At 72.4% G+C, this 15,983-nt stretch carries 17 protein-coding genes; 6 read left to right on the top strand and 11 right to left on the bottom strand.

Going from position 1 to position 15,983, the window contains the following annotated elements:
• Positions 1-1,674 (bottom strand): MFS transporter, encoded by a 1,674-nt coding sequence (locus OG406_RS30935; RefSeq protein ID WP_164372569.1) that lies wholly within the window; start codon positions 1,672-1,674, stop codon positions 1-3.
• 596 nt (positions 1,675-2,270) lie between these two features.
• Here OG406_RS30935 and OG406_RS30930 point away from each other — a divergent pair.
• On the top strand, positions 2,271-3,308 hold the full coding sequence (locus OG406_RS30930) for a phosphatase PAP2 family protein (protein ID WP_266854682.1): 1,038 nt from the start codon (positions 2,271-2,273) through the stop codon (positions 3,306-3,308).
• Between the two features lie 138 nt (positions 3,309-3,446).
• Here OG406_RS30930 and OG406_RS30925 read toward each other — a convergent pair whose 3' ends face one another.
• From OG406_RS30925 to OG406_RS30910, 4 genes are all read right to left on the bottom strand, one after another.
• Positions 3,447-3,662: an I78 family peptidase inhibitor gene (locus OG406_RS30925; RefSeq protein ID WP_164372571.1), complete on the bottom strand. Its 216-nt coding sequence runs from the start codon at positions 3,660-3,662 to the stop codon at positions 3,447-3,449.
• Positions 3,663-4,017: 355 nt separating this feature from the next.
• A complete protein-coding gene (locus OG406_RS30920) occupies positions 4,018-5,019 on the bottom strand; it encodes a helix-turn-helix transcriptional regulator (RefSeq protein WP_329188917.1) in 1,002 nt (333 codons plus the stop codon).
• Positions 5,020-5,328: 309 nt separating this feature from the next.
• Entirely contained in the window at positions 5,329-6,042 is a 714-nt protein-coding gene (locus OG406_RS30915; RefSeq protein WP_164372573.1) for a LysM peptidoglycan-binding domain-containing protein, read from the bottom strand.
• A gap of 116 nt (positions 6,043-6,158) precedes the next feature.
• Entirely contained in the window at positions 6,159-6,830 is a 672-nt protein-coding gene (locus tag OG406_RS30910; protein ID WP_267050381.1) for a LysM peptidoglycan-binding domain-containing protein, read from the bottom strand.
• A 551-nt stretch (positions 6,831-7,381) separates the two neighbouring features.
• On the opposite strand from OG406_RS30910, the gene OG406_RS30905 reads away from it, so the two are divergent.
• Entirely contained in the window at positions 7,382-8,155 is a 774-nt protein-coding gene (locus OG406_RS30905) for a hypothetical protein (protein ID WP_164372575.1), read from the top strand.
• 356 nt (positions 8,156-8,511) lie between these two features.
• The gene (locus OG406_RS30900; RefSeq protein ID WP_266612496.1) at positions 8,512-8,862 is read left to right on the top strand and encodes a hypothetical protein; all 351 of its coding nucleotides are present in this window, start codon (positions 8,512-8,514) and stop codon (positions 8,860-8,862) included.
• 74 nt (positions 8,863-8,936) lie between these two features.
• Here OG406_RS30900 and der read toward each other — a convergent pair whose 3' ends face one another.
• The 6 genes from der to OG406_RS30870 form a co-directional block, all read right to left on the bottom strand.
• Entirely contained in the window at positions 8,937-10,415 is a 1,479-nt protein-coding gene (gene der / locus OG406_RS30895; protein WP_164372577.1) for a ribosome biogenesis GTPase Der, read from the bottom strand.
• A gap of 77 nt (positions 10,416-10,492) precedes the next feature.
• On the bottom strand, positions 10,493-11,206 hold the full coding sequence (locus OG406_RS30890) for a lysophospholipid acyltransferase family protein (RefSeq protein ID WP_164372578.1): 714 nt from the start codon (positions 11,204-11,206) through the stop codon (positions 10,493-10,495).
• Positions 11,164-11,859: a (d)CMP kinase gene (gene cmk, locus OG406_RS30885; protein ID WP_081223606.1), complete on the bottom strand. Its 696-nt coding sequence runs from the start codon at positions 11,857-11,859 to the stop codon at positions 11,164-11,166. Before cmk ends, OG406_RS30890 begins: the two co-directional genes overlap by 43 nt.
• Before the next feature lie 157 nt (positions 11,860-12,016).
• Complete coding sequence (locus OG406_RS30880) at positions 12,017-13,102, bottom strand: prephenate dehydrogenase (protein ID WP_266854692.1); 1,086 nt, start codon at positions 13,100-13,102, stop codon at positions 12,017-12,019.
• Positions 13,099-13,461, bottom strand: coding sequence for a chorismate mutase (gene aroH, locus OG406_RS30875; protein WP_081223608.1), 363 nt, complete (start codon positions 13,459-13,461; stop codon positions 13,099-13,101). The genes OG406_RS30880 and aroH overlap by 4 nt, the downstream gene beginning before the upstream one ends.
• A 135-nt stretch (positions 13,462-13,596) precedes the next feature.
• Positions 13,597-14,028, bottom strand: coding sequence for a YidB family protein (locus tag OG406_RS30870; protein ID WP_329188913.1), 432 nt, complete (start codon positions 14,026-14,028; stop codon positions 13,597-13,599).
• 185 nt (positions 14,029-14,213) lie between these two features.
• Here OG406_RS30870 and OG406_RS30865 point away from each other — a divergent pair, with 185 nt between their 5' ends.
• From OG406_RS30865 to OG406_RS30855, 3 genes are read left to right on the top strand one after another with little or no spacing between them, the layout of a single operon-like run.
• Positions 14,214-14,936 carry a hypothetical protein gene (locus OG406_RS30865; RefSeq protein ID WP_329191040.1) on the top strand — a complete coding sequence of 241 codons (723 nt, stop codon included), beginning with the start codon at positions 14,214-14,216 and terminating at the stop codon, positions 14,934-14,936.
• A gap of 25 nt (positions 14,937-14,961) precedes the next feature.
• Positions 14,962-15,546: a DUF6529 family protein gene (locus OG406_RS30860; RefSeq protein ID WP_164372581.1), complete on the top strand. Its 585-nt coding sequence runs from the start codon at positions 14,962-14,964 to the stop codon at positions 15,544-15,546.
• Complete coding sequence (locus tag OG406_RS30855; RefSeq protein ID WP_164372582.1) at positions 15,543-15,965, top strand: Rieske (2Fe-2S) protein; 423 nt, start codon at positions 15,543-15,545, stop codon at positions 15,963-15,965. The genes OG406_RS30860 and OG406_RS30855 overlap by 4 nt, the downstream gene beginning before the upstream one ends.
• The last annotated feature ends 18 nt before the right edge of the window (positions 15,966-15,983 follow it).

Here is a 15,983-nt window from a genome sequence, read left to right as displayed (position 1 = left end):
CTACGCGGAGACGCGGGTCTCGGCGACGTCCCGGGGGGCCGGGATGTCCGCCGAGCCCGGCGCGGTGTCCGCGCCCGGATCCGGGGCGGAATCCCTGCCGGGACCGGCGTCCGGGGCGGCGGCCGTGGTGACGGGTCCGCAGTCCATGACCCGGGGCAGGCGCAGCGCCATCACCGCGCCGAGCAGCAGCAGGGCCGCGCTGACCAGCAGGGTCACATGGAGTCCGTGCACGAAGGAGGTCCGGGCGGCCTGTCGCAGCGCGCCGCCCGCCGGTCCGCCGAGGCGAGCGGCGACCTCGTACGCCTCCCCCAGCGAGTGACCGGCCGCCTTCGAGTCGGCGGAGGGGACGCCCGGGACGGAGGACAGTCCGGGCGCGTACGCCGCGTTCATCACGCTGCCCAGGAGGGCGATGCCGATACCGGCGCCCAGCTGGTAGGAGGTCTCGCCGATCGCGGCGGCCCCGCCGGACTGTGCCTGCGGCGCCTCGCTGAGCATCGACTCGTAGGCGCCGAAGAGCGTGGTCTCCAGGCCGAAGCCGAGCAGCACGAAGCCGAACAGGAGCAGCCCGGTGTTGTCCTCGGTGCCCATGGCGGTGAGCGTGATCACGGAGGCCGCGGTGAGACAGAAGCCGAGGCAGACCATCGTGCGCGGACCGAAACGGCGCAGCAGTTTCGCGCCCGCGAGGCCGGCGGCCATCGCCGCGACCGTCAGCGGCAGCAGCCGCAGCCCGGTCTCCAGCGGGGACAGGCCGAGGACGAGCTGGAGGTACTGCGCGGCGATCAGTTCGAGCCCGACGAGGGCGAGCATCGCGAGGACGATGCACCCCACCGACGTGCTGAAGGCGGGCCGGGAGAACATCCGCAGGTCCACCAGCGGATGCTTGCGCCGCCGCTGGCGCCGGACGAAGGCGGCCATCATCAGGCCGCCGACGAGCAGGGGCGCCAGGGTGAACGGGCTGAGGGGCGCCTCGCCGCCGCCGAGGCGCTTCACCCCGAGGACGAGTCCGAACAGGCCGGCGGCGGCCATCAGCGCGCCGACCACGTCCCAGGGGCCGTCGCGGTCGCCGCGGGACTCGGGCAGCAGCAGCCGTCCGATGGGCAGGCTGACGATCATCAGGGGGATGTTGACGAGGAAGACCGATCCCCACCAGAAGTGTTCGAGGAGGAACCCGCCGAGCAGCGGGCCGATGGCCGCGCCGACCGCCGCCACCGCGCTCCAGATGCCGATCGCGAGGGCCCGCTCGCGCCGGTCGGGGAAGACCTGGCGCAGGATCGACAGGGTCGCGGGCATGATCATCGCGCCGCCGACGCCGAGCAGGGCGCGGGCACCGATCAGGACCTGGGCGTTGTCGGCGAGGGCGGCGATGCCGGAGGCGACGCCGAAGAGGGCGTAGCCGAGGAGGAGGACCCGTCGGCGGCCGATGCGGTCACCGAGCGTGCCGAAGAGGATGAGGAGCGAGGCGCAGACGAGGGGGTAGACGTCGACGATCCAGAGCAGCTCCATGGCGCCGGGCCTGAGGTCCTCGGTGACGGCGGGCACCGCCACGTGGAGCACGGTGGCGTCGAGGGCGACCAGCAGCAGGCTGACGCACAGCACGACGAGGACGACCCAGCGGTTGGCACCGGCCCCGGTCTCCCGACGGCATCGCGCTGCGGCCGTGGTCGTCCCGGACATGTACGTACCTCCAGAGGTTCCCTCGCGTTCGGCGGATCCGCCAGGGTGGGGACTCCCTGGGGGTTGCGGCCCGGAGAGCGGGAATCCCGGGCCCACGCAACAAAGGCGAGTGAGGCGTCAGCGTACGCGAGTTCCCGTGGATGACACGTGGCGGACCTCTCACGTTCTTCCGGGGCCCGTGTGGCGTACGCCACGCTCATCGGGGCAGACGGGACCCGTTCGATGCCGGCCTTCCGGGGCCCGGACCCGACCGGGTGCGTCCATCCAGGTCGATGCCGGTCCACGGGGTACGGCGGCGGCGTCGCGGGTCCGCCGACCTGCGACGAAGGGCCCGGGACCGCTGTGGGCGGCGGCCCGGCCACCCGTGTGCGGTCGGTGAGCGCACGGGTAATTCCGCGCCATCATTCGGTGAACGAATACATAAGCGCTATATAACCGCAGCCGCCGATGACCAAAGGAATTGAAGGCTCCGCACTCCACGGATTAGAGATTCATTGGAAATGAACATGATCCTGAGAGGAATCCCACATCACATCGTCATCACAAAGCGAGTGAATCGGCCTGGAACGCAGCTCACTCGCTGTAACGTCGATTGGGTGCGTACCGAACGAAACCTCACCCGTCTGGACCGGGTCTTCGCCCGGCTCGACCGTGAGCCGGAACGGCCGGCCCACATCGATGTCTCCAGAATGAGTCGGCACAGGGTCGTGCTCTTCGCGGCGACCCTGGCCTTCTACCTGGCCATCGTGTGGGCCGTCTCGATCACGTCGTGGCTGGTCCGGTTCGACTGGCAGGTCATGTTCTTCCGGCCCTACCAGCAGTGGCCGGAGATCCACGCCTTCCTCGACTACTACGTGGTGCTGGGCCAGCGCGGCCCTACCGCCGTGATGGTCACGGCCTGGCTCGGCTGGCGCTCCTGGCGGCAGCACACCCTGCGCCCGCTGCTCACGCTGGGCGCCTCCCTGCTGCTGCTCAACATCACGGTCGGCGCCGCCAAGCTCGGTATGGGCCGTCTCGGCCCGCACTACGCCATCACGATCGGCTCGAACGAGATGGGTCTGGGCGGCGATATATTTCCCTCCGGCCACACCGCGAACGCCGTCGTGACCTGGGGAATCCTGGCGTATCTGGCGTCGACCCCGAGGGCCAGACGCTGGCTCTCCGCCCTGTCCGCCGTGACCTCCCTCGGTGTCGGCCTCACCACCGTGTACCTCGGTACGCACTGGCTGAGCGATGTCCTGCTGGGCTGGGCCGCCGGTCTGCTGATCCTGCTGGCACTGCCCTGGTTCGAGCCGCTGATCGCCCGGGCCGAGGCCTGGATCTTCACGCTCCGCGACATCGTGCGCTCCCGTCGCGGCGGTACCGCGCCCGCTCCGGCACCCGCGCCGGTCGGCGCGCCGGTCATGGCCACGCAGCCCTCCCCCGCGGACGGCGGAGAGATGCCGGCCCGCGGCGCCGCCACCTCGCGCCCGGCCCCGGCCAGAGCCCCCGTCTACCTGGCTCCGGGCCCGCACACCGCCCGCTCGGAGCGCACCCCCGTCACCCCGGCGGGCAGCCGTCGGCCACCGCACGCCGACCGGGTGGCCCGCACGGCGACGACGACCACCTCGGCCCGTCCCCTGACGGGCGGCTGAGGACTGCGGGGCCGGTACGCACAGCCTCTCCCCGCACCGCGAAGGCCCCCGGCTCATCGAGCCGGGGGCCTTCGCACGTCCGGTGGCCGCCTCGTCCGTCCCGCGGAAGGGGTCTCGAACCCGACCGCTCCGGGGGGCTCAGCCCTTCCAGCAGCGGGCCACGGTGCCGTCTCTGACCTCGAAGTTCAGCCGTCCCACGAGGTACTCCATGGTGATGATCGCGCCGGGGGGCAGCGAGCGCACCGAGGTCCAGCCGTGCTCCCGCGCGCGCTCCTCGGCACGGCTCACCTCCAGTCCGACATAGCTCTCCGGACTGTCCTGCGGCTCTGGACGCGAAGGGTGAATGGGTGCCATGACCGCCACGTTAGGCTCCGCGACCCGGCGGTGGAAGCCCGGGCGACCACCATGCGTCACTCGTCCCCCGCCGGTCACATCTCTGTCACAGGATCGCGACACGTGTTTCGGCGGAACTCCGTCCCGCGCACGAGGATCACGCACCGTGTTCCGAACACCTTCGAACGCAATTCGGAGCCATCACCGGCGCTTCCCGAATAACCTCGCGGAATGTGCGCGCGCATACGTTCGGCCGCTGTGTTTCCATTCCCGTCCCGCCGATTCCGCCGGCCACAGCGACAGCTGACACGGCATAGGAAATACACGGTTCCGACACAGAACCCCCGCCTGTTCTCTCGGTGCCGCCGATCATCCGCTAGAGCGCGGGAGGCGGGGCCGCGGGCCCTCCTGGCTCGGCCCGCTCCAGCGCGCGGGACAGCCGGTCCCTGGCCGTCCTGATCGACCCGGTGAGCTCCGCGGGCTCGACGATCTCGAACTCGAAGCCCATCAGCATCACGTGAATGACCATCACGTCGAGGTTCGCCGCCCCCGTGCGCAGCAGGCAGCTCGCCTCCCCTTCGGCCTCCAGCGTCCCGGCCGAGGGCGAGATCCGCTCGGTGGCCCGCTCCAGGGGCACCAGCAGCCGGACCACGGCGTGCGTGGCGTACGCACGCGTGGAGACGCCCCGGGAGACGTACGCGGCCAGGTCCTCCGCCGGCGGTGTGCGGGGCGGGAAGCGCGGTCCGTGCGGCGGCCTGGGCGTGATGCGGTCCGCGCGGAACGTACGCCAGTCGTCCCGCTCGACGTCCCAGGCGACCAGGTACCAGCGGCGCTCGGTGCACACCAGCCGGTACGGCTCGACGGTGCGGCGCGTCGAGGAGCCCCCGTGGTCGCGGTACTCGAACCGGAGCCGCTCGCTGTCGCGGCAGGCGTTGGCCAGGTCGGTGAGGACGCCCGGGTCGACGGCGGACGGCTCGGGGCCGCGCAGCATCGGCACCGTGAAGGAGTTCAGGGCCCCGACGCGGCGGCGCAGCCGGTTCGGCAGGACCTGCTCCAGCTTGGCGAGCGCCCGGACGGAGGCCTCCCCGATGCCCTCGATGCCCTGCCCCGCGGCCGTGCGCAGTCCGACGGCCACGGCGACCGCCTCGTCGTCGTCCAGGAGCAGCGGGGGCAGTTCCGCGCCGGCGCCGAGCTGGTAGCCGCCGCCGGTGCCGGGGCTGGCGTGGACGGGGTAGCCCAGCTCGCGGAGGCGGTCCACGTCGCGGCGGACGGTGCGCGGGGTGACGCCCAGCCGTCCCGCCAGGTCCGCGCCCGACCACTCCCGGTGGGCCTGCAACAGCGACAGCAGCCTCAGCAGCCGCGCGGAGGTCTCCAACATGCCCCCGAGTCTGCCAAGAGTCCGGCCCCTCCGGTGATCGAGGGGTGGCGGTCCGCGGGCAGAACGCCCCCGGTACGGGACCTTGAGGGACGAAGGGGGCGAGGGGGCGAGGCTCATGCGGGTCGACGGCGGGGGCCGAGCCGCGGGATCCCGAAGCGGGTCCGGTGCCCGGCGCCTAGGACCACCGGGCCGTGTTCGGCTCGCCGGCCGTCGCCGGGAACCCGGAGCCGGCAGGGGCCGGCCTCGCCCCCGCCCTGGACGCCCGGCCGCGCCCGGCGCCGCTCGAACCGGGCCCGGGCGCGGTCGTGTTCAGCGGAGAGGCGGCCGAGTGGACCCCCGGGAGCCCGCACCGGCGGAGGCGACGGGCGGCCCGAACCCGGCCGGGTCCAGGACGCGCGTGCTGCTCCCCGCCTTCGGGAGCGTGAGCAGCGTGCCCGGGTTCAGCTTGTCCGGACTGGCGCCGATCATCTTCTTGTTGGCCTGGTAGAGCGCCTGCCAGCCGCCCTTGATCCGGTACTTGCGGGCGATGGAGGAGAGCGTGTCGCCGTTCTTCACGATGTGTGCGCGGCCCCGCAGTTTGTACTTCTTGGAACAGGCGGGCCAGGCCCCCCACCCCTGGACGGCCAGTACCTTCTCGGCGACCTTGATCTGCTCGGCGCGGGTGGCGAGATCGGCCCGCGGGGCGTAGACGAGCCCCCCGAACTCCTTCCAGGTCGGCTGCCAGAACTGGAGCCCGCCGTAGAAGCCGTTGCCGGTGTTCGCGTTCCAGCGGCCGCTGCTCTCGCAGTCGGCGAGACAGCCCCAGGGCCAGCCGTCGGCCGCGCACGCGTACGAGACGCCCGCGGTCCGGGCTCCTGGCCGTGGGGGCGCCGGTGCGGCGACCGCGTCCTGGGGGACCACGGTGGCCAGTACGGCGGCGGCGAGGGCGGTCGCGGCCGCGTACCGGGCGGGCCCGCTGAGCGGTCCGGGCGCGGGCGCGGTCCTGGAGGTCGGCGGGGTGCACCTGTTCGACATGGGAGACATCGGGCCACGCTAAGCAGCCCGCCCGGCGGGCCCGCCCAGCCGCGCCCGGCACGCCCAGGGCCCCACCCGGTCGGACGACCGGGCGGGGCCCGTCACACGGCGTGCGGGAGCAGGCCTCAGATGTCGAGGCGCTGTCCGGGCACGATCAGGTCGGGATCGCCGCCGATGACGGCCTCGTTGGCGGCGTAGATCTTCCGCCAGGTGGTCCCGTGCCGAGCGGCGATGACACTCAGGGTGTCGCCCTCACGGACGGTGTAGTCACCGCGGGACGCACTGCGGTTGGTGTGGGCCGCGGGGCGCTCCGGCGCCTTCGCGGCCTTCGCGGGGGCCGACTTCGGTGTCGGCTTCGGTGTCGACTTCGTGGCCGTGCCCCCGGCCGAGGAGGCGGGTGCGCCTCCGTAGGCGCCCGCGCGGGCCGAGCAGGTGGGCCAGGCCCCCCATCCCTGGGCGCTCTGGACCTTGCTCGCGACGGCGATCTGCGCGCTCCTGGAGGCCTGGTCGGCGGTCGGCGCGTAGGCCGTGCCGCCGTACGCGCGCCAGGTGCCGGCGGAGAACTGGAGCCCTCCGTAGTAGCCGTTGCCGGTGTTGATGTGCCAGTTGCCGCCGCTCTCGCACTGGGCGATACGGTCCCACACTCCACTGTCGGCCGCGGCGGCGTCGCCGGTGGCGGCGAGCACGCCGAGCGGGGCGAGCAGTGCCGCCCCGGCGAGAACCGCCGTCGTACGCGCCTTGTTCGGCGTACGGGCCTTGGAACTGTTGCCGTGAGCGCTATCGGCACATGCGGACATGTATTTCCCTCTCCGAACACCCGGGATCCCCCAAGGCAGGGGCGCGACGTGCCGCGCGTAGGACGCGGTCGTCGCGCTCCGCCCCGTCCGCCGGAGGCCGTGCTGTCGTGCGGTCGTGCGGTCTTTCCGTGATCGGCCGGCGGACGTACCCGAGCGGTGCTCTGTGCACACGGCGGAGGAATCTAGGGAGCGGGGCGCCCTGGTATCAACCAATTCCCTGTCATTCGAGGCCAGTTCCCCGTTACCGCGGGTATCGTCGATTTTCAGCCGCCCACTTCATGGGGTGATTTCCTGATTTGTCGACCTGTCACCCTGACGGCCTGTGAGCTACTTCACCCGTTCAACTTCCTCTGCAGGGCAACAAGTTGACGTGGAGTGACCGATTCCGGGCGCCACCTCACCCTGGGCGTCGGTTGGTTCGATTCCGTTCGCTCTTGAGCGTGACCCCGGCCACAGATCGCCCGTTGTCATCTTCATGAGCCGGGAACCCCCGGGTTCATGGGCCGGGCGCCACCCCGGCACCGCCACGCACCGCATCCCGAGGAGCCACCGTGCCGCGCATGCTCGACGTCAGCGACGACGTACGCGCCGAGATCGGCGACGAAGAAGCCGACCGGCTGCTCGCCGGAGAGAACGCCCCCGGCAGCTACGACTGCACGTCGTGCCGCACCCCGGGCGACTCGGAACAGGAGCGCACCAGCACGGTCCTGTTCATCGGCGACGAGACCGCCGTCCTCGCGTTCGCCCACGCCACCTGCCTGCCCTCGCAGGTCGTGCAGGTCACCGAGGAGCAACTGCAGGGCGCCGTCCGCTCCATCCACCCCGACGGCGCTCCCACCGACAGCGCACCCGAGCAGGCCGTACTCGGTGTCACCAGCGGACTCGTGCTGCTCAACGGCGATCTGCACCCGGCGCTCGTCGTCGAGCCGACCGGGCCGATCGTGCGCCCCGGCTCGACCGACATCGGCGACGACTTCCTTCCGCTGCTGATCGAGCAGGGCTTCATGCCGGTGACCGAACTGAACGCGGTGCCGCCGGTCCTGCACGGCTGGTCCGTGCTGCTCGCCATGGGCCAGCTGCACGCCGTGCTCCAGCCGGGCACCGGCGGCGGCTCCCCCGTCGCCTGGTGGCAGGCCCACCAGGCCCTCCAGGTCGCCGAGAGCTGGCGCGCGGCCGCCAACAAGCACCAGCAGGTGCTGCTGTTCGCGGCACCGGTCGGCTCGATCGGCCGTCAGCCCCGTGAGGACCTGCTGCGCGACGCACTCGACAAGGCGGCCGCCAACGGCCAGCTGGTCGCGGCCACGATGCCGCTGGCCGGCACCTGAGCCGACCGCGGAAGCATGCCCGCGGCTCCCCCGCGACGGCGCGCCCCCGACCCCGCCGAGCGGCCCCACGCCCGGCGGGGCGCATCCGGCTGCGCGAAGCGCCCAGGGGCCGGGGAACCGGCGGCCGGGGGCGCGGGAACGGGCGCGCCCCCGCGCGGACGGTCGTCCGTGCGGTCGCCCGCGCCCCCGCGAGCGCCACTCACTCCCGGTGACCTGCGAAATCAGCGGTCGGACCGCATCCGTTGAGCGGCGGGGTCGTTGGCACGTACGTGCACACCTACGACGTCCCCAGCCCCCGGCCGTTCCACCCGGTACCCCCCACCGGTTCCCCTCTCCCGCTCCGTTCCGGCAGAGAGGTGGCGGCGTCCCGACCGGTCCGGGACGCCCCCTCGGCCACGCCGATCTACGACGCGCTCTACGCCGAGTGGGTCCGCTCATTCAGGACGCTGCCCGGGGACCGGCACGGCGAGGAGGAGCTGGACTTCACGGCGTTCGGAGGCCTCGGCCGCGGCTCGAACTCGTACAGCTCGTCGAGTTCGTACAACTCCTACAGCTCGTACAGCGCGGGGGCGCACACCGCGCGGCAGATCGCGGCGCAGAACGGGCAGGGCGCGACCGCCGTCTGGCAGGCAGGCAGCCGTCAGCACGCCACCGGGATGCACCACATCCCGGCCGCGCTGCCGCCGGCACCGCGTCGGGGGCTGTGAGAAACGGTTCTCCGGGCGACAACGGGTGAGGGGCGGCTCCTTCTGGAGCCGCCCCTCACCCGTGTCACCGGACGCTACTTGTTCTTGTTGGCGCCGCGCTTCTCGCGCACCCGCACCGAGATGTGGATCGGCGTGCCCACGAAGCCGAACTCCTCGCGCAGCCGGCGCTCGATGAAGCGGCGGTAGCCGTGCTCGATGAAGCCGGAGGCGAAGAGCACGAAGCGCGGGGGCTTGGTGCCCGCCTGAGTACCGAACAGGATGCGGGGCTGCTTGCCGCCCCGGATCGGGTGCGGGTGGGCGGCGACCAGCTCGCCGAGGAAGGCGTTCAGCCGGCCGGTGGGGACGCGGGTCTCCCAGCCGTCCAGCGCCGTCTCGATCGCCGGGACGAGCTTCTCCATGTGCCGGCCGGTGCGGGCCGAGACGTTCACACGGGGGGCCCAGGCCACCTGCGCGAGCTCGGTCTCGATCTCCCGCTCCAGGTAGTAGCGGCGCTCCTCGTCGAGGGTGTCCCACTTGTTGAACGCGAGCACGATCGCACGGCCCGCGTCGACCGCCATGGTCACGATGCGCTGGTCCTGCACGGAGATGGACTCGGACGCGTCGATCAGGATGACCGCGACCTCGGCCTTCTCGACGGCGGCAGCGGTACGCAGCGAGGCGTAGTAGTCCGCGCCCTGCTGGAGGTGGACGCGCTTGCGGATGCCCGCCGTGTCGACGAACTTCCAGGTGATGCCGCCGAGTTCGATCAGCTCGTCGACCGGGTCACGGGTGGTGCCCGCGACCTCGTTCACGACGACGCGGTCCTCGTTCGCCACCTTGTTCAGCAGGGAGGACTTGCCGACGTTCGGGCGGCCGATGAGGGCGATGCGGCGGGGGCCGCCCAGCGCGGTGCCGAAGGTCTGCTCGGGGGCCTCGGGCAGCGCCTCCAGGACGGCGTCGAGCATGTCGCCGGTGCCGCGGCCGTGCAGCGCGGAGACCGGGTGCGGCTCGCCGAGACCGAGGGCCCACAGGTACGAGGCGTCGGACTCGCCGCTCATGCCGTCGACCTTGTTGGCACACAGGACGACGGGCTTGCCGGCCTTGCGGAGCAGCCGGACGACGGCCTCGTCGGTGTCCGTGGCGCCGACCTTGGCGTCGACGACGAAGACGACCGCGTCGGCGGCCTCGATCGCGAACTCGGCCTGGGCGGCCACGGACGCGTCGATGCCGAGGACGTCCTGCTCCCAGCCGCCGGTGTCGACGAGCTTGAAGCGGCGGCCCGCCCACTCGGCCTCGTAGGTGACGCGGTCGCGGGTGACGCCGGGCTTGTCCTCGACGACCGCCTCGCGGCGGCCGATGATGCGGTTCACCAGGGTCGACTTGCCGACGTTCGGGCGGCCGACGACGGCGAGGACGGGCAGCGGGCCGTGGCCCGCCTCCCCGATCGCGCCCTCGACGTCCTCGACGTCGAAGCCCTCTTCCGCGGCGAGCTCCATGAACTCCGCGTACTCGGCATCGCCAAGCGCCCCGTGCTCGTGCTCTGCCGAGCCGTCGGGCTGGATGTGGTCGTTCATGAAGTCCGTACCTCGTCGTTCATCGTGGTGATCGGTGGAACGACCGCAAATCGGCCGATCCACTACTCAAGTGTCGCCTAACGCCCGGCGGGGCGCCCGGCGTTTTCCGGGCGCCCGGTGAGACGCCTGGCGTGGTCCAGGTGGGCGCTGAGCTGCTTCTGGATGCGGCCGGTGGCCTCGTCCAGGGCGCTGCGGGTGCGCCGTCCGCTGCCGTCGCCCGCTTCGAAGGGGTCGCCGAAGACGACGTCGACCCTGCTGCGCAGCGGGGGCAGCCCCCGTATCAACCGGCTGTTCCGCCCGGAGCTTCCCAGTACCGCCACGGGGACGATGGGGGCGCCGCTGCGCACCGCGAAGTACGCGAGGCCGGCGCGCAGCGAGGCGAAGTCGCCGTCGCCCCGGGTGCCCTCGGGGAAGATCCCGAGGACGCCGCCGGACGTCAGGACGCCGAGGGCGTCGGTGATCGCCGTGCGGTCGGTGGTGTGGCGGTCCACCTTCAGCTGGCCGATGCCCAGCAGGAAGGGGTCGAGCGGGCCGATGAACGCTTCCTTCTTGATCAGGAAGTGGGTGGGCCGGGGCGACACGCCCATGACCATCGGTCCGTCGATGTTGTGCGAGTGGTTCACGGCCAGGATCGCCGGACCGGTCGCGGGGAGCTTCCAGGCGCCGAGCACACGCGGCTTCCACAGCCCGTACATCAGGCCGACGCCGATACGGCGCCCGACCTCGGCGCCTCTCGCGGAGGGTGCGGTCACTTGGCGGCCCGCTTCTCCTCGACGAGGGTGACGACGCACTCGATGACCTGCTGGAGCGTGAGGTCGGAGGTGTCCACCTCGACCGCGTCGTCCGCCTTGGCGAGCGGGGACGTCTTGCGGCTGGAGTCGGCGGCGTCGCGCTGGATGAGCGCCTCGCGGGTCGCCGCGACGTCCGCGCCCTTCAGCTCGCCGCTGCGGCGGGCCGCGCGGGCCTCCGGGGAGGCGGTGAGGAAGATCTTCAGGTCGGCGTCGGGCAGCACGGTGGTGCCGATGTCCCGGCCCTCGACGACGATGCCGTCGGCGGCGGACGCGGCGAGCGTACGCTGCAGCTCGGTGATCCGGGCGCGCACCTCGGGCACGGCGCTGACCGCGCTGACCTTGGAGGTGACCTCCTGGGTGCGGATCGGGCCCGCGACGTCGGTGCCGTCGACCGTGATGGTCGGGGCGGACGGGTCGGTCCCCGAGACGATCTCCGGCTTGCCGGCCGCGGAGGCGATCGCGGAGGGGTCCGTGACGTCGATGTCGTTGCTGACCATCCACCACGTGATCGCGCGGTACTGCGCCCCGGTGTCCAGGTAGCTCAGACCGAGCTTCGCGGCCACGGCCTTCGAGGTGCTCGACTTGCCGGTGCCCGAGGGGCCGTCGATGGCCACGATGACGGTCGGAGCGGTCCGGGCGGCGCCGTTTTCCACGGTGGGAACACCTTCCTGGTGCGGGGTGGAGGTCTGTGCGGGGCACGATCGCGCCCCGCACAAGGTTACTGGCTCCGCGGACCCCGTATTACTGGCCCTTCCCGGACCGTGCCGACGGCCCGGGAAGGGCCCCCGGTCCACCGGGCTCGGGAGCGGGCTACTGGCGCAGCGCCCAGCCGCGGTCCCGCAGCGCGGCGCTGAGCACCGGTGCCGCCTTCGGCTCGACCATCAGCTGCACCAGACCGGCCTGCTGGCCGGTGGCGTGCTCGATGCGTACGTCCTCGATGTTGACGCCGGCCTGACCCGCGTCGGCGAAGATGCGGGCGAGCTGGCCGGGCTGGTCGTCGATGAGGACCGCCACGACCTCGTAGGCGCGCGGCGCGGAGCCGTGCTTGCCGGGGACACGGACCTGGCCGGCGTTGCCGCGGCGCAGGACGTCCTCGATGCCGGTGGCGCCGTCGCGGCGTTTGACGTCGTCGGAGGACTGGAGGGCGCGCAGCGCCCGTACCGTCTCGTCGAGGTCGGCGGAGACGTCCGCGAGGAGGTCCGCGACGGGTCCCGGGTTGGCGGACAGGATGTCGATCCACATCCGGGGGTCGGAGGCCGCGATGCGGGTCACGTCGCGGATGCCCTGACCGCAGAGGCGTACGGCGGCCTCCTCCGCGTGCTCCAGGCGGGCGGCGACCATGCTGGAGACCAGGTGCGGCATGTGCGAGACGAGGGCGACGGCACGGTCGTGGGCGTCCGCGTCCATCACGACGGGCACGGCACGGCAGTGCGAGACCAGTTCCAGGGCGAGGTTCAGGACCTCGGTGTCGGTGTCGCGGGTGGGCGTGAGCACCCAGGGGCGCCCCTCGAAGAGGTCGCCGGTCGCGGCCAGCGGGCCGGACTTCTCCCGGCCGGACATGGGGTGCGAGCCGATGTACGAGGCGAGGTCGAGGCCGAGGGCCTCCAGCTCGCGGCGGGGGCCGCCCTTGACGCTGGCGACGTCCAGGTAGCCGCGGGCGAGCCCCCGGCGCATGGCGTCGGCGAGGGTCGCGGCGACGTGCGCGGGCGGCGCGGCGACGATGGCGAGGTCGACGGGTCCTGCGGGCGGCTCGTCGGTGCCCGCGCCCAGTGCGGCGGCCGTACGGGCCTGCTCCGGGTCGTGGTCGGCGAGGTGGACGACGACGCCGCGGGCGGCGAGGGCGAGGGCGGCCGAGGTACCGATCAGGCCGGTGCCGATGACGAGTGCGGTCCTCACTGGGCGATGTCCTTGCGCAGCGCGCCGGCGGCGCCGAGGTAGACGTGCACGATCTCGGCGCGCGGCCGGTCGGACTCGATGTGGGCGAGGACGCGGACGACGCGCGGCATGGCGCCCTCGATGTCCAGCTCCTGTGCGCAGATCAGCGGGACGTCCACGATGCCGAGCTTGCGCGCCGCGGCCGCCGGGAAGTCGCTGTGCAGATCGGGGGTCGCCGTGAACCAGATGCTGATCAGGTCGTCCGTGGTGAGCGCGTTCCGCTCCAGGACGGCGGTGAGCAGCTCGCTGACCTGCTCGTCCATGTGGCCGGCCTCGTCCCGTTCCAGTTGGACGGCGCCCCGGACCGCTCGTACCGCCACGGTGATGCTCCTCGCTGGTCTGCGGATGTCGTGTCGTGGCCAGCGTAGTCAGCGCCCGGAGCGGGAGTGCGCGGCGCCCGTCCACCGAGACGGGGCCGCGCACCGGACCCGGCCGTCGGCGGCCGGGGCCGCAGGTCAGAGGGACTGCTGCTTGATGAGGTCCTCGAGGGAGGTGCCGGAAGGGATCTGTCCGGCCGGGGTGAGCTTGTCCACGGCCTGCGGAAGCGACTGGGCGATCTGGTCGGCGGCCTGCTCGGGGCTGACGCCGTTCTGCTCGGCGACCTTCTGGAGGGTCTCGCCGGGCAGCGCCTCGGCGATCTGCTGACCGCTGACGGCCTTGTTCTCGCCGGTGCCGACCCAGGACTGGGCCTGGTCGACCAGGCCGGACTTGGTGAGCATGTCCATCAGGCCACCCAGCGGACTGCTTCCGCCGTTGCCCGACGCGCCGCCGCCGAGGGCTCCGAGCAGGGTGCCCAGGATGTTGCCGGCACCGCCGCCGGAGGCGCCGGACCGGCCGCCCCCGCCGAGGAGGCCGCCGAGCAGACTGCCGAGATCGTCACCCGCCATGGTCCCGCCTTTCGTGAGTGCGGCCGGCGGGAGATGCCCACCCGGCCTCAGGCTCTGCCAATGTCACCGGAATCACCCCTTTCCGCCACTTGTGGTGAGAACGCCCCTGTGCGCCCCTGGACGCGGAGCCGCGGGTCCGCTCTGATGGCAGGAGACTCGCCTCGGGGGAGGCCCGTATGGCCCGCATGAAGCGTCCAGGACCACTTCTCACCCTTCTCGCGGGGCTCGTGCTCGGCGTGTTCCTTCTGACGCTCAACGCGGCCACGGGGACGAGAACCGCGTCGGCCGACCAGAAGAACCCGCCGGGCGCCACGGTGTCGCCCGCCGCATCCGCCGCACCCGGGGCCTCCGCGTCCCCGTCCTCACCGGACCCCTCGTCGCCGGGTTCGTCGCCCTCCGCGCCTTCGTCGTCGCCCTCGTCGTCGCGCGCGGTCCGCCCGGCGCCCGACGCCGACTACGCGGGCCGCACCGACGACGACTCGTCGGCGGTCGCGGTCTCCCTGCGGAACGGGAAGGCGATCGCGTACTTCTGCGACGGGCACGACAAGGAGTCCTGGCTGAAGGGTGACGTCGGCAGCGACGGCGCCATGAAGCTCACGGGCCGCGGCGGCGCCGAGCTGAACGGCACGCTCGACGACGGCAGGCGGATCCGCGGGACCGTCGACCTCGGCGGGCGCCGCTACGGCTTCACGGCCGACCGCGCGGTCAAGCCGTCCGGGCTGTACCGGGCGACCTCGACCGTGCGCGGGGCGAAGATCGACGGCGGCTGGATCGTGCTGCCGGGCGGACGACAGGTCGGCGTCGTCGACCGTGACGGCACCCCGTCGAAGGCTCCGGCGATCGACCCGGAGACCGGCGCCGTGACCATCGACGGACACAGGATCGTCGCGCGGCCCGTCACCCCCTGACCCCCTCTCTCGCAGGGAGCAGCTCATGACCGTGGACCCGAACGCCGCCACCCGGGGCTTTCCCGTCCGGCCGCCCGCCCACGGCCGGCGGAGTCCGGCCCGCTACCTCGTCCCCGCCCTGGTCGCGGGGGCGGTCGCTCTCGGCCTCGGTGTCTACGGCAGGCTGCACGACCCTGCCGGGACGGCTTTCAACCTCGCGGGCTTCAGCAGCACCGGCGCCGTCAAGTCGTGGCTCGCCACGACCGCGTTCTTCTTCGCCGTCGTCCAGTTCGTGTCGGCGCTCATGATGTACGGGAAGCTGCCGGGGCCCGGCTGGGCGTCCACGCTGCACCGGTGGTCCGGGCGGATCGCCTTCCTGGTGGCGGTGCCGGTCGCCGTGCACTGTCTGTACGCGTTGGGCTATCAGACGTACGAGACGCGCGTCCTGCTGCACTCGCTCCTCGGTTGCTTCTTCTTCGGTGCCTTCAGTGCCAAGATGCTGCTGCTCCGCTGGGAGCGCCTGCCCGGCTGGCTGCTGCCGATCGTCGGCGGCCTGGTCTTCGCCGTGCTCACGGCCGTCTGGCTGACGTCCGCCCTCTGGTTCTTCCGTACGTTCGGAGTGACGACATGACCCACCGCTCGACGCGGCGCACCGTGATCCTCGCGACGGGGGCGTCCGCGCTGCTCGTGGGATGCAGCAAGTACGGGGACGAAGGCGGTTCGGACTCCTCCTCGGACACCACCTCGCCGAAGGCGTCGAGCGGGGAGGAGCTCGCCTCGACGAGCGACATCCCGGTCGGCGGCGGCAAGATCTTCAAGGACCGGAAGATCGTGGTGACCCAGCCGAAGAAGGGCGACTTCAAGGCCTTCTCGGCGATCTGCACGCACCAGGGCTGCACCGTGAACACCGTCGCCGACGGCACGATCGACTGCCCGTGCCACGGGAGCAGGTTCAGTGTCGAGAACGGCGCGGTGAAGGCCGGGCCCGCCCCGCGTCCGCTGCCCGCGGAGAAGATCGTCGTGGACGGAAATTCGATCCGCACGGCGTGAGAGGACCCGTACGCTCCG

The organism is Streptomyces sp. NBC_01428 (assembly GCF_036231965.1).
Taxonomy (GTDB): domain Bacteria; phylum Actinomycetota; class Actinomycetes; order Streptomycetales; family Streptomycetaceae; genus Streptomyces.
The sequence above is the reverse complement of the archived record's forward strand: the minus strand, read 5'-3'. Positions and strand labels throughout refer to the sequence as shown.

Bases quoted from the DNA above. Each gene is read 5' to 3' on its own strand.
- OG406_RS30855 (WP_164372582.1), top strand. From the start codon at position 15,543: ATGACCCACCGCTCGACGCGGCGCACCGTGATCCTCGCGACGGGGGCG.
- OG406_RS30860 (WP_164372581.1), top strand. From the start codon at position 14,962: ATGACCGTGGACCCGAACGCCGCCACCCGGGGCTTTCCCGTCCGGCCG.
- der (WP_164372577.1), bottom strand. From the start codon at position 10,415: ATGAACGACCACATCCAGCCCGACGGCTCGGCAGAGCACGAGCACGGG.
- OG406_RS30920 (WP_329188917.1), bottom strand. From the start codon at position 5,019: ATGTTGGAGACCTCCGCGCGGCTGCTGAGGCTGCTGTCGCTGTTGCAG.
- OG406_RS30865 (WP_329191040.1), top strand. From the start codon at position 14,214: ATGAAGCGTCCAGGACCACTTCTCACCCTTCTCGCGGGGCTCGTGCTC.
- OG406_RS30870 (WP_329188913.1), bottom strand. From the start codon at position 14,028: ATGGCGGGTGACGATCTCGGCAGTCTGCTCGGCGGCCTCCTCGGCGGG.
- OG406_RS30910 (WP_267050381.1), bottom strand. From the start codon at position 6,830: ATGTCCGCATGTGCCGATAGCGCTCACGGCAACAGTTCCAAGGCCCGT.
- OG406_RS30935 (WP_164372569.1), bottom strand. From the start codon at position 1,674: ATGTCCGGGACGACCACGGCCGCAGCGCGATGCCGTCGGGAGACCGGG.
- OG406_RS30925 (WP_164372571.1), bottom strand. From the start codon at position 3,662: ATGGCACCCATTCACCCTTCGCGTCCAGAGCCGCAGGACAGTCCGGAG.
- OG406_RS30915 (WP_164372573.1), bottom strand. From the start codon at position 6,042: ATGTCTCCCATGTCGAACAGGTGCACCCCGCCGACCTCCAGGACCGCG.